We start from the raw sequence: 12,551 nt of genomic DNA on the forward strand, positions 1-12,551 counted from the left end.
GACTAAAAATCATAAAAAATGCAGAACCACTTTAGATAACACGTGTCTCTACATTTTTATGAAGCTATTAACGTATATATTCCAATTTCAGCAATTAACATTCAGAAAACTATATCTCTGGAATTTATACCGCCTAAAAACTCGCCATATTTAATTATGAGAACATCATTCATAGTATGTTATCGTGCATTTTGTTATATGATAATCATGTGACTATATTATAAGGAGCGAAATCCATGTCTAAAAAATCCATTATTATCGGCAGTGTCCTTGCTTTTATTATCCTTATTCTCCTTGTTTTTATTTTCTTTTTTAAAATTTCCTTATCCTCCTTACCAACAAACCTGCCTATTGTTTTATCCGATGTGCTGACCAGCGAAGGCGAACGAAGGCGAGTTGATTCCATTACCATCACAAAATCGGATGCCAGTCACCTGAATAGCGATGAACCGGCGCTTTCGGAAAGCGAAGAAAAAGTTACACTCCAACAATCAAATGATATTACCAGGGTTCTTATTGAAGATGTGCGGATTTACAATGGCGGTCGAATCTCCAGTGACAGTCAAGAATATACAGTGGACATGAGTTTATCCGATGGGAATCATCTCTATTTATATATTACCAACGAATACATCCGAATTGTTCCTGCAGGTCAAGATGGAAAATTATATAAAGTTTTAGATAAAGAAAATGCTATGTATAACTATTTCCACTCCTTTTTTGAAGAAGAATGAAGCTATCTTGCAACTGCTTTGCCAAATTGCATCGTTACAGAAATCAGATAAACATGCTATGCTATAGGTAGAATATGTATTAGGGGCAGGAGGTTTTCATTTTGAAGAAAACGGTGCAGGTTGTTGCAGCAATTATAGAGAATCAAGACCATGAAATTTTATGTGCATTGCGCTCCCAGCATATGTCACTTCCGAATATGTGGGAATTCCCCGGTGGTAAGGTAGAGGAAGGGGAAAATCTATTTACCGCCTTGGAGCGTGAATTATATGAAGAGATGTCCTGCAGAATTAAAGCACAAGAAGTCTTCCACGAGAATGTACATGAATACGAGACATTTATTATTCAGCTCATAGCCATTAAAGCAAAATTAATTCGAGGCGTTCCCCAAAAAAGTGAACATGCTCAGCTTGTCTGGCTGCAAAGAGAAAACCTGGTTTCTTTGCATTGGGCGCCCGCAGATGTACCAGCGGTTAAAGCACTTATGGATGAATTATCATAAAGAGGCCTGCATAAGTAATCCATTTGCTTATGCAGGCCTCTTTCTATTTACTCTAAGCTGGTTCAGCAATTTCTCGTTTTCGCGAAGCCCAAATTAACGTTCCTACACCAAGCATCAATAATAAAACGCCGACCCAAGACAAAAGTGACAAGGATTCATTTAATACAAAGACACCTAATAAAGCGGCAGTCAGCGGTTCGATAAGGGCTAATGTCACTGCCGTCGATGAAGCAACATTTCGAAGCCCTTGTGCAAATAATAAGTAAGCAATCCCCGTTGCCATCACCCCAAGCTGTAACGCGACAACTACACCATGTACACTGGTTAGCCAGCTCATATCAAACAAGAATAATAGCGGAGATAACATCATTGCACTAAGTGTGAAAACGACCGCAACAGCAGATAACGAAGAATGATTCTCCACAAGCTTTCCACTAGATAATGTATAGCACGCAAACGTGAGCCCAGCTCCCAGTGCCATCAATATTCCCAGAGGATCAACATAAACTGCTTCCTGATTTGCAAATAACAATAGGCAGCCAATAATGGATAATGCTGTAGAAACCCACCACACTCTCTGCGGACGTACCCGTATAAAAATCCATTCTATCAGACCAGAAAGAATTGGAGCGCTTCCAATTGCTACAACTGTTCCAACTGCAACACCTGTTGTCATCACAGCAGAAAAAAACAGGGGCTGATACAAAGCCATGCTTAAAGAAGCAATAATTGTCGCCTTTATTGGCCAGTTTGCAAAATTTCCTTTTCCTGTGATGAAAACAACGAATAATAAAAACAAGCCCCCAACCGCAAGCCTTGTCGCTCCAATAGCAATGGGATGCGCACTACTTGGAGCCAGCGCCTGTGTCGTTCCAGTTGTTCCCCAAAGCATCGCTGCAATCACAATTAAAAATGGTGCCCAACTTTTTCTCAAAACAGCTTCCCTCCGTCTATTCATCTCATGTTATTTGTGTAAATATATGTAATAACCTAAGTTTAGAATGGTAATGATCTAGAGTAGGATTCTCTCATCATCGTAATAAGTTTTTCCGAATGTCATGCTTTCTTGATTATAATGGAAAATGAATATTTAGAGAAATTAAACAACTTAATTTAAGCAAGAATAATAACGACCTGCCCTACATTTCCATATACTATGCTAAAATATAGCTAACTATCTCTATGAAAAATGTCATCATCTTAACAAACAACTAAAATAATTAAAAAGGGGTAGATGAACATGCGTAGTGCTATTACACCAATGGGGAAAAAGTGGGAGTATCTCCATTCCTTCTGGATGCTATGGTTACTTTTCCCGTTTGGATTCTCTTCATTTATTAGTTTTTTCTACATTGGTGTACGTGTTAGAAAGTTAAAATGGATTATTGCAGGTTTTATTTATTTACTCCTTGTGGTTCAATTTTTTATCATTGATGAACATTATCCGCAAGAACATTACATATTTGACCTTTCTGTATTTCTCGTTCTTATCGGCTGGATTGCCGCTTGGGTAAACGCGGTTCTTTCACGCAGGACATACTTACAACTTCTAGCTGCCAAAACAAAAGCAGAAGTTCTTGGATCTTATGAAATGGAAGACACCACTACCGTTGGATCATTCTCCAATCCATATCCATCGACAGATTCCACCGAAATGGCAGTACAGGCCGAGGATGACAGTCAAATTCCTCCGTCCAACAAAGTGAATATGAACATAGCAATGAAAGAGGAAATAGAAACAATTCCTTCAGTGGAAGATATCTTAGCAGAACAGATTGTAGAGATTCGCAGACGGAGAGGTCCATTTCGAGATTTCGCTCATTTTTTTGAATTAATGGATAAGAAACTTATCTTGGCTGAAGCGAGACCCTATATGATCTTTTCCAATGAAGAAACAGAAGAAGAAACAAAACAAACAACAGAATCCAATAAATATTCAACTGGACGAAACCATTCGATTTGACAACAAGATTAGAAGCAGACAGCATAACAGAAATGTTGTCTGCTTCTTTTTCCAACAGCCTAATTACAACCTACACCGAATCATCTTTTGCTACCTTTTTATTCAGCCGCTTGGTAATGATTTCTTTTATTCTTCTTTTGGACGATTGCATTAAAAGCCAACCCTAAACCTAAAAATAAGAAAGAGCCCACAACGTAAACGAGTCTAATTTCAATCAATTCAGCAGCTATTCCTATTGCTAATGTGAAGAAAACAATGAAAGTTGCTTCTACCAATCCAAAAACGGTAGAGAAACGTCCCATCATCTTAACTGGAATATTGTTTTGATAAAAGGTTAAAAAAACCTGTATGCGCAAAAGACAAAGCAAATATTAATAAAAAGACACCGATCGATGCTGTAAAAAAATCCGTTGAAAAAGCAAAGACTAAATAGCCAATTGGTGTAAATATAATTCCTATCCCCATCACTATATATACTTTTAAGAACTTCGCAAATATGGCATTTATTAAGGAACCAGCTATCATCCCCACTCCAGCGATACTAATTAAGAATCCATAGGTGCTTTCGTCAAATAACAGAACCTCCGTAGCAAAAGCAGCCTCAAGCGAGTCAAGCCCAGTCATAAAACCCGTTACAAAACCAAACAAAATATAAATCAAGGTAATATATTTGTGATCCGATCCATACTCCAGCGTCTTTTTCCAATCCTGAATGATCGACTGAATATTAATCCTATCCCTCACTTCAGCTTGCTCCTGCAGATTAGGAAGGAAAAAGATAATCATTGCAGAGATGCTTAGTGCAATAGAATTCGTAAATATCGCAAAGGAAGGACTGCCTATCATAAATAATGCTCCAGCAATAGAAGGACCCAAAATGAAACCACAGGAATTAATGAAGTTACGCAGCGCATTAAACCGCTGACGATTTCCTTTTGGTACTAATTTCGTCATATATACAACAGATGCTGGTTCGAACATTGCATTTGCAACGTTTATTCCAAATACGAAAAGATAGATAAGTAATAATGAATCCAAAAAAGGAAGAATAAAAATAAGTCCTGCCCGGAATAAATCTAAGCCAATCATCATATGCTTTTGGTTTAAACGATCGATAAAGGACCCCGCCCAAAAATTGGTGAATATTGTAGCTACTGGGATTAAAATATAAAGGGCAGAAACAGCCAGCGGGGATCCCGTCATTTCCAAAATAGTTAAATTTAAAGCAATGAGGTAAACCCAAGCCCCTAGATTAGATACACCAATGCCTGCTAAAAGGAATGAAGTGTTTTTCCAGCTTTGCCAAGTTCCTTCCATAAAATCTCTCCTTTTCAATAGAATAAAAAAAGCCCGCGTCCTCAAAGTTATCAAACTTTGAGGACGGGACTTCTTATCCAGAAGATCGTGGTGCCACCTCATTTTGTTTCTGCATCTCTGCAAAAACCTCCATAAGCAACAGAATCAAACAAACATTGCTTTTCTCGATAACGGAAGAACCGGCACATCATCATACAACAATCCTATGTGCAGCTTCGAAGCTTGGTTCAATATCGTTCCGCATGCTCCTTCTCAGCTACCGGAGTTCTCTGTAATGCTTTCCTCCTATTTACTCTTCTCTTCAACGCTTTTATATCTATTTGGCTTAGGATTATTATATAGTTTTCGATTAAAATTACAAGGATTATTATGGAAATAGTTTAATATTCAGGTTCTTCACCAAAAACCATGGTTTACAAACTGAATTTTAAGTGATAAAGGAAACCGCTGCGACGGGTTATGATAAGGTGAGTAATCGCAACCCCCAAAAAACACTCCGCTAGCTAGTTTTCACTACCATATTTATATATTTAAATCATTGATTTAGGTGTTGAACCTATATTCATTCTCTAAAAAGCGTAAAAGGTAACTGGTCATATCAGTTTCCTTTTACGCTTTTTATACCTATCCTTCTCCTTCCAATACAGCAACTACTTCTTTTAATGTTTCTGGCTGCCCAACATTCCCAGGGAAAATAATATAAGCGGAGTTTGGAAATTTACTCTCTGGTCCAGTCTTCCAAACAGGAATACCTGGTTTGACCTGACCAGCGACGTCTGCACGCTTCACAGACAGCCCCTCCGTCCCAATACTGCTGGAAGTGATTCCTCCCTTAGCAACAATATAACTCGGTTGTACCGTCAAATCCTTCACAATGCTAGTTACTGCATCGGAGATTTTGACAGATTGCTTCAACTCTTCTTCTCTCCTATTTTCTCCAAGGTCAAGACGTTCTCTGCGAGTATAATATACGACAGACTGACCATTTTTAATCGCTTCCTCACAAGCTAGGCGGACTCGCTCTGTTTCTTTTTTAAACTTTTCTTCGTTCTTGACTAGATGCACATCAAATTCAATTCCTTTTACTAGCCCGCTATCTAACAAATGCTGTAATTGTTCTGTTGTTTTTTGTACATGGGAACCTACTGCAACAAGACCACCATTTTCTCTGCTTTTTGAAATAAGCATCTCTTCTCTGGTTAATAAAGGCTTATCACTGATACCTCCAAGCACTTTCGTTAAAGCAGCAGCACTCCTGCAGATAAATTGCTTCCCTGTGCGAATTGCCTGAATAAACGCAGTAGCAAAAACTTCTACATCCTCGTAGCCAACTGCATTTACAATGATTTTTTGAAAATCCTTTGCCTGCAATAATTGTTCTTTAATCTTATTTACGGCCTGATTGCGTAAATCTTCTAAAGAAATAGAAATGGTATTTTCTTTTGTGTATCGGCCATTCGTTTTTTCCTCTACCCATTCACCAAGATCCGAAGCAGTAAATTCAAATGTTCTATCTTTCGCAAATTCCGTTTCTCCTGCAGGCACTAAGATATCGCCATCTTGTACGTAATGAATATTATTTATGGTGAACCTTCCGCCTTCTTGGAAAAATGGAATAATAACTTCGCCATCAAAAGAGACCGCTCCTTTTCGTTCAATGGTTTCTTTTAGAATCTCTGTTTCTAAAGGATAATGCCCACGCATCGTCGAATCCGAACGACTAATCAAAATATAAGGAATACCCCGCTCCTCAGATACAGCTTGTACACGTTCTGCAATATCTGTATGGCAACGAATGGTTTCTTGCTCTGTAAATCCGCGTGAATTGGTTAAAATGAAAAACATGCTTTCCTTTTCTGCAAATCCTGCTTCAATCGATACTCTATCCCAATTGGTATATACAGATACTCCATGTACTGTTTGAATTCCTGTAGGGTCGTCATCAAGAACAACAATTTTGTATGGAGAATCCGCTAATTCTGCTTGCAGAGCGGATAGCGTTTGCTTTCTATCAACTGCTTTAATGCCTTTTAAGGTCTCTTTTACATTTAACGTTTCTACCATGTCACTCCACCTCTTCACGTTTTACCGTCACATTTGCTATTTTTTCATAATGTTGCACAATACTTGCATGATCTAATGCTTCCTTTCCATCACTTGCTAAGGAGTGGAAAATCTCTAACAACTGACTCGATAATGGCAGCGGTACATGCAGTTCATGCGCTGTATTCATAACATTTGTGATATCTTTTAAATTAATATCCACACGTCCGCCAGCGACAAAGTTGCGGTCAAGCATCATTGGAACTTTTGCATCGAGTACCGCACTTCCAGCCAGACCGCCACGTATAGCTTGGTACATCTTCTCTACATCAATACCAGCCTTTGTTGCAAGTGTGACTGCCTCAGAAACAGCCGCAATATTTAAATTTACGATAATCTGATTAGCTAATTTTGCAGTAGAACCACAACTAGAATCACCTACTAAAATAACTTCTCTTCCCATTGCTTTTAAAATAGGTTTTACATTTTCAAATTCTGCAGACGGTCCGCCAACCATAATAGCAAGTGTCCCATCAATTGCTCCCGGCTCCCCACCACTTACCGGCGCATCCAGAAAAGAAACACCGTGTTTTTTCGCATCAAGGGATAATTGCTTGGATTCTGTAGGTAATACAGAACTCATATCCACAATAACTGTATCTTTATTAGCACCCTCCATAACACCATTTGGACCAAAAATAGCTGCGCGTACATGTACACCCTTTGGTAGCATGGTAATCACAACATTGCTATTTTCTGCTACTTCTTTTCCAGAAGCTGCTGGTGTTGCACCTTCTGCAGCAATTGTTTTTACAGCCTCTTGATTTAGATCAAAAGCAGTAACTTGAAAACCTGCTTTTAATAGATTTCTAGTCATTGGCATCCCCATAATTCCTAATCCAATAAATCCAACTCTTTTTTTCATTTTTCTTCCACCTTTTTCTCTATAGTTTGAAAACATAAAGGGATGTTGAAATATTCTTCTCAACAGCCTCCCTCATTTTATTTATGATTAAAGACCTGGCAAGAAACCAGATAGTGCACTTAACAGATGAACCACTACTAGTGCTGTTAAACCAGCTGCAAATCCTCCTAAGCTCCAAACACGAATTGTTTCTGTAACGGACAGGCGTCCGAATTTATTCACTACCCAGAACCCAGAATCATTCGGCAGAGATAGACCAATGCCGCCCGCACAAATGGCTAGTCCTAATAGAACCGGTGATACACCCAACTCTATTGCTAATGGACCTAAGATAGAGGAAGTTGTAACAAGTGCTACTGTGGCGCTTCCGAGAGAAGCTCTCAAGATTTGAGCAAAAACAAACCCTAAAATTAATGCCGGCATATTAAATTCCGTCATCAGATCTACAAGCAGTTCTCCCAACCCTGTTTGTTGAACAACTTGCCCAAAAGCTCCCCCAGCACCTGTGATTAAAAGAACCATTCCTGAAGAATCAAATGCCTCTTTCATAACAGTAGTCGTCTTTTCTTTGATGTATGGCTTTAATAGGAAAGTAGCAACAATGACGCTAATAAGCAAGGCACTGTTTTTATCACCGATAACCCCAAAAATTTTCCCGAGCATCGCTTCAGAGTTATCTTGTAATATGACATTGTTAACAACTGTATTTGATAGTATCAATACAATTGGCAGACCCAGCATTGCATACGCTAGCCAAGTTGGCAGCTCCTTACGATTTGGATCTTTCTCCGCTTGTTCATTTTCTTTTAATTCCTTCTTCGCATCGTCTAACCGATTTCCATTTGGGATACGTTTCCCGATTATCTTTCCATACATCACTCCACCCACAAGTGTTGCAGGAATAGCTACAAGTAGTCCATAGATGAAGAATACGCCAATATCTACACCCATCTGATCTGCGACAACTAGTGGACCTGGTGTTGGAATAATTAGGCTATGTGAAACAATCAGCCCAATAGCTAGAATAGCCACAAATGTTGCTAAGGAGATCTTCGTCCGCAAAGATAAGCTGTAAATCAGCTTGTGTAAAATAATAAATGCAGCATCAAAAAACACTGGAATAGCAACTGTTGTCGATGTAGCAGCCATGGCATATGGTGAATTTTTCACTCCAAAAACCTTTAGCATCGAACTTGCAATTTTTTCTATTGCTCCTGATGCTGCTAAAAATTGTCCGAAAATAATTCCTAAACCGATCAAAATCCCTACCCCAGCGAGTGTATTACCAAATCCTGTGGCGATAATCTCAGGAACCTCCTTAGCAGGAATCGTTGAAGCAAGTCCAATCCCGATTGCGACAACTAGTAATGCGATAAAAGCATCCCATTTAAAACGAATAATCAGTACAAAAAGAATAACTAAAGCAACTACAAAACCAATAATCAATCCATTACCCGTTAACATATTTTATCTTCCCCCATTGTTTGAACACTTACCTCTTCATCCTCGTCACTGCCAGACGAGATAAATTAATTTGTCTCATTCCTTCTTCTCCAAGCTCTGCTGCCATTTTTGTATATAATGTATCCATCATGGTTAACTGAATTAGCCTGGAGACCATTGCATCGGACTGCCTGTTGGTTTCACTTGCCTGCGTTAACAGCAAACAATCTGCCATCCTCGCAAGTGAAACGTTTTCATTTGACGTAATAACAATTAAAAACGCGCCATTATGCCTCGCCATTTCACTAACATGAATCGTATCAATGGTTTCCCCTGAATGGGAAATAGCTATCACGACATCCCTCTCTGTCATGTGGCCTGCATAAATAGCTTGATAATGCGGATCTTTCACCGCAACCGCTTTCCCGCCAAGCCTCATAAATTTATGAGCGCCATCCTCCGCTACGGTTCCTGACAAACCTTGGCCAATGAAATAGATTTGATTCGCTGATATCAGTCTGCCCACTGCTTCACGAATCTTCTCTTCATTCATTTTTGCTTTTGTCAGCTTAATCGCTTGAAAAAATTGCTTTCCAATCTTTTCAAATATGGTACCGATTTCATCTCCAGGCAAAATGTCCATTTGTGCAGGGCTCGCCTGTTGATAGTCTGCCTGTTCCTGTGCCAGAGCTACCTTCAATTCTTGATAACTGTTATAACCAAGCTTGCGGTAGAAACGAACGACACTTGGCTCACTAACTTTACTGAGTCCAGCCAATTCATTCATCGATAGCAAGAAAGGTTTCTCATGTATCTGTAATTGATGTATAATCTTATGTTCTACATCTGTAAGCGATTTCTTTTTAGTTTGAATTCGATGCTGAAAACTTTCCATTTCCTCCCCCTCATTCCGTTTCTGTAGTAATATTACTACAGAAATTCATCAAAAACAAGATATTTTTTTGAATAAAATGTTTTATTTGTAGTTTTACTACTGAATCCACTACTTTATAGTAGTTTTATTACAAAATACAAAACATATAAACAACTACAACAGCACTAAAAAAGAATAACCTATCTGAAGCAAATTTCAGATAGGCTATTCCTTTTTTCTACTACAGATATTTATTCATCCATATCTGCCACAACAGTTTGTTGATAATCAATTAAGATTACAGAACGCACGCCAGCTTCGTCATCATCGCCTTTTTCAATAGGGCTGACATAGTGAGAAACGCTTGAATCCTCTACCCCATATGACTCCAAAGGCTTTGTGATTTCAAAAACTTCTATTACGTCATCTTGATTAACTGTATCAAAATTTTCCCCGGCTGCTTTAGGAACACCAATTGCATTTGTACCGCCTTTGACATTCTCTCTTTTGATTAAATGAGCAAAAGTAAATGGTTCTCCGTCCTGATGAAAACAATTTGGTGAAGAAACAGCTTTGTCAGAGTCATTTTCCACATACAGCTTCACAAAATGCACACCAACGTGAATTGGCATAATGCGGTCTTCTTCCTTCCAAAAAGTTTCATGATAATCGAAAAGAATAATTTTTTCCAAGAGCTTGTTTTCCTGTATTTCTTTACCTATACAAGGAAACTCGCGGTAAGATCCTGGATATTCCGGATTGAACTTCCCTTGGAAGTATGCGGAATATTCTCCTCCATCTTTCGTTAACGTTGGAAGCCATTCAATCTGACCAGAGGTTGGCAGCACGAGTGCACGCGAATATCTTCTATAACGATTTAATCCTTTTGCATATTCGTCAATAGGCAGATCCTCAAAATAATCTAATAAAGCTTGATAATCTGCTTCTATGCCTTCATAGTCTAATTGCTGCATTAAATCATACCGCGCATAGCCTTTTTCCTTTAAATTACTCATCTATATTACTCCTTTATTTGTCTATGAACAGATTGTGTTTACCTACACAATACCAACTAATTATTTTAGAGGATTCGAGATGAAAAGACAAATAGACTGTCATAAAGGATTGAGTAAAGTACATATAGGAATTTTTGGCACCCTTATTAATTGTAATTAAACCAATGCTTACTTTACAATATTGGAAGATGAATCCGATATAAAAGTCCAACTACAAAATATCAATACAAAAATGGGGAGTGGTCTCTCCATTTTCCATCCTTCTAACCTACAATAGAACCAAATAATAGCTTTCTCGGATGATAGTGTTCTTAAGCAAATGCTCCTTACACATAAAACCCAAAATCCTTCTTTTGTGTAAGGTTATGCTGCTTAATAGCTATAAATTACTTTAAGTTTTTACTAAGCACCTATTTTCGTTTCAACTGTAGTCACTTCCGTAAAATGGTCTGGGGCAACTTTTGCTTTGATTTTCATTGCAATGAAATAAACAAAGGCAGCAACAAGCAAAGATTGAACAGCAGGTAGTCCAAAAAAGACAACATATTGCGTGATGTAGCCAACTGCCGTACCAATAACTAAGGCGATTGTAGCCATCCAGTTCCAGCCTGGCTGATCTTTCCACGTACGTTTACGGATAAAAAAGAAGTCCGCCATCATTACTCCTCCAACTGCTGGATATACCAATGCTGTCAAGTATAAGAAATCCATAAAATAATCAAGGATACCCATTAATGCAACAATAATCGCTAATATGGTACCTGCAAATGTCAACCCTGCTCTTCCCTTATTCGAATTTACATTCAGCATATTAGCCAGCGCCAAGCCCATGCTGTAGTTATTCACCAGCTGACTCGTCCAGGTGGCAAGCCATAAAATTAAAAAGCCCCAAACTGGAAAGCCCAGATTCAGCATAACATTTACAATATCTGCATCCCCTACGCCGACAGACATTACCGCTCCAACAATAAATAAAGGAAATCCGACCAAAACAATTCCTATAGGGATAAGAAGGTTATCCTTTACTGTCGGTTTTGCATAGCGGGTATAGTCGGAAGCAATCACCCATTGCGAGACATTCACACCGATAACAAGACTAATCGCCGCCAGTATTCCTATCGAAGGTTCCGGATTCCAGCTTGAAATGGTCTCCCAGCCTGTATTTCGTAAAGCATAATAAATTCCTCCACCAATCAACAATAAACCGGCCGGCACAGCAATATAATCTGTCCACTTCATCGAACCATATCCAATAATGGAAGGTACCGCAAATACCAGTCCTGCTATAACTGTAATCAGCGCCCATAGCCCCCACTGCTTTGTATAGTCGACGCCAAACATTGCTGCAATTGCATTCCCGGCCACAGCTGTCTGGACCGCCCACCATCCTAAAGAAATGACAAAAATCGTTAACCCTACAATAAGCCTAGCCTGTACCGACCCAAAACTTGTTCTGGCAATAACGGAAGAAGAACGCCCGGTTTTTGCTCCGATATAACCTTGCAATGTATTTCCAACCCATTGGATTGCGAAAAGAGCAATAACTAAAATGAAAAAGATCTTACCCAGGCCATAACTCCCTATTAAAGTAGCACCTACCATTAACACCGGTATGGTAAATTCTAAACCTCCAAAAATGACAGCCGGCGTTAACCAATGCTGACGCTGATCTAAAGGTACCGATTTTAGTGCTTCATCTTTACTGATAATGCTCTTTTGTGTTTGATTATCCATAT

Annotated in this window: 12 protein-coding genes and 1 other annotated feature; of the genes, 3 read left to right on the top strand and 9 right to left on the bottom strand. The window is 38.8% G+C overall.

Going from position 1 to position 12,551, the window contains the following annotated elements; all coding sequences use genetic code 11:
• Positions 1 to 236: 236 nt before the first annotated feature.
• Together KI343_RS03610 and KI343_RS03615 are read left to right on the top strand one after the other, a co-directional pair.
• A complete protein-coding gene (locus KI343_RS03610) occupies positions 237 to 734 on the top strand; it encodes a hypothetical protein (RefSeq protein WP_212925079.1) in 498 nt (165 codons plus the stop codon).
• 101 nt (positions 735 to 835) lie between these two features.
• Positions 836 to 1,234, top strand: coding sequence for a (deoxy)nucleoside triphosphate pyrophosphohydrolase (locus KI343_RS03615; protein ID WP_212925080.1), 399 nt, complete (start codon positions 836 to 838; stop codon positions 1,232 to 1,234).
• Between the two features lie 52 nt (positions 1,235 to 1,286).
• Here the strand turns inward: KI343_RS03615 and KI343_RS03620 are convergent, their stop codons facing one another.
• Positions 1,287 to 2,168 carry an EamA family transporter gene (locus tag KI343_RS03620; RefSeq protein WP_244856698.1) on the bottom strand — a complete coding sequence of 294 codons (882 nt, stop codon included), beginning with the start codon at positions 2,166 to 2,168 and terminating at the stop codon, positions 1,287 to 1,289.
• A gap of 306 nt (positions 2,169 to 2,474) precedes the next feature.
• Between KI343_RS03620 and KI343_RS03625 the strand changes: the two genes are divergently transcribed.
• On the top strand, positions 2,475 to 3,197 hold the full coding sequence (locus tag KI343_RS03625; RefSeq protein WP_212925082.1) for a ComEA family DNA-binding protein: 723 nt from the start codon (positions 2,475 to 2,477) through the stop codon (positions 3,195 to 3,197).
• 98 nt (positions 3,198 to 3,295) lie between these two features.
• Here KI343_RS03625 and KI343_RS20445 read toward each other — a convergent pair whose 3' ends face one another.
• The 8 genes from KI343_RS20445 to KI343_RS03660 all read right to left on the bottom strand — a co-directional run bounded on the left by KI343_RS20445 (position 3,296) and on the right by KI343_RS03660 (position 12,549).
• Positions 3,296 to 3,502, bottom strand: a complete 207-nt coding sequence (locus tag KI343_RS20445; protein ID WP_306432536.1) for a hypothetical protein — start codon at positions 3,500 to 3,502, stop codon at positions 3,296 to 3,298.
• A 1-nt stretch (position 3,503) separates the two neighbouring features.
• Entirely contained in the window at positions 3,504 to 4,514 is a 1,011-nt protein-coding gene (locus KI343_RS03630; protein ID WP_306432537.1) for an MFS transporter, read from the bottom strand.
• A gap of 56 nt (positions 4,515 to 4,570) precedes the next feature.
• Positions 4,571 to 4,828, bottom strand: a binding site (T-box leader).
• 310 nt (positions 4,829 to 5,138) lie between these two features.
• Complete coding sequence (locus tag KI343_RS03635) at positions 5,139 to 6,578, bottom strand: four-carbon acid sugar kinase family protein (RefSeq protein ID WP_212925083.1); 1,440 nt, start codon at positions 6,576 to 6,578, stop codon at positions 5,139 to 5,141.
• 1 nt (position 6,579) lies between these two features.
• A complete protein-coding gene (gene garR / locus KI343_RS03640) occupies positions 6,580 to 7,482 on the bottom strand; it encodes a 2-hydroxy-3-oxopropionate reductase (protein WP_212925084.1) in 903 nt (300 codons plus the stop codon).
• 87 nt (positions 7,483 to 7,569) lie between these two features.
• The gene (locus tag KI343_RS03645) at positions 7,570 to 8,946 is read right to left on the bottom strand and encodes a GntP family permease (protein ID WP_212925085.1); all 1,377 of its coding nucleotides are present in this window, start codon (positions 8,944 to 8,946) and stop codon (positions 7,570 to 7,572) included.
• A 28-nt stretch (positions 8,947 to 8,974) separates the two neighbouring features.
• On the bottom strand, positions 8,975 to 9,820 hold the full coding sequence (locus tag KI343_RS03650; protein ID WP_212925086.1) for a MurR/RpiR family transcriptional regulator: 846 nt from the start codon (positions 9,818 to 9,820) through the stop codon (positions 8,975 to 8,977).
• 230 nt (positions 9,821 to 10,050) lie between these two features.
• Entirely contained in the window at positions 10,051 to 10,815 is a 765-nt protein-coding gene (locus KI343_RS03655) for a 2OG-Fe dioxygenase family protein (protein ID WP_212925087.1), read from the bottom strand.
• A gap of 402 nt (positions 10,816 to 11,217) precedes the next feature.
• Complete coding sequence (locus tag KI343_RS03660) at positions 11,218 to 12,549, bottom strand: cytosine permease (protein ID WP_212925088.1); 1,332 nt, start codon at positions 12,547 to 12,549, stop codon at positions 11,218 to 11,220.
• Between the last annotated feature and the right edge of the window lie 2 nt (positions 12,550 to 12,551).

It is taken from the genome of Oceanobacillus sp. J11TS1, assembly GCF_018333215.1.
Taxonomy (GTDB): domain Bacteria; phylum Bacillota; class Bacilli; order Bacillales; family Amphibacillaceae; genus Oceanobacillus.

What these genes read in the sequence shown, in the direction of transcription:
- KI343_RS03630 (WP_306432537.1), bottom strand. Translation starts at nt 4,514, where the DNA reads ATGGAAGGAACTTGGCAAAGCTGGAAAAACACTTCATTCCTTTTAGCA.
- KI343_RS03645 (WP_212925085.1), bottom strand. Translation starts at nt 8,946, where the DNA reads ATGTTAACGGGTAATGGATTGATTATTGGTTTTGTAGTTGCTTTAGTT.
- KI343_RS03650 (WP_212925086.1), bottom strand. Translation starts at nt 9,820, where the DNA reads ATGGAAAGTTTTCAGCATCGAATTCAAACTAAAAAGAAATCGCTTACA.
- KI343_RS03660 (WP_212925088.1), bottom strand. Translation starts at nt 12,549, where the DNA reads ATGGATAATCAAACACAAAAGAGCATTATCAGTAAAGATGAAGCACTA.
- KI343_RS03625 (WP_212925082.1), top strand. Translation starts at nt 2,475, where the DNA reads ATGCGTAGTGCTATTACACCAATGGGGAAAAAGTGGGAGTATCTCCAT.
- KI343_RS03635 (WP_212925083.1), bottom strand. Translation starts at nt 6,578, where the DNA reads ATGGTAGAAACGTTAAATGTAAAAGAGACCTTAAAAGGCATTAAAGCA.
- garR (WP_212925084.1), bottom strand. Translation starts at nt 7,482, where the DNA reads ATGAAAAAAAGAGTTGGATTTATTGGATTAGGAATTATGGGGATGCCA.
- KI343_RS03610 (WP_212925079.1), top strand. Translation starts at nt 237, where the DNA reads ATGTCTAAAAAATCCATTATTATCGGCAGTGTCCTTGCTTTTATTATC.
- KI343_RS20445 (WP_306432536.1), bottom strand. Translation starts at nt 3,502, where the DNA reads ATGATGGGACGTTTCTCTACCGTTTTTGGATTGGTAGAAGCAACTTTC.
- KI343_RS03655 (WP_212925087.1), bottom strand. Translation starts at nt 10,815, where the DNA reads ATGAGTAATTTAAAGGAAAAAGGCTATGCGCGGTATGATTTAATGCAG.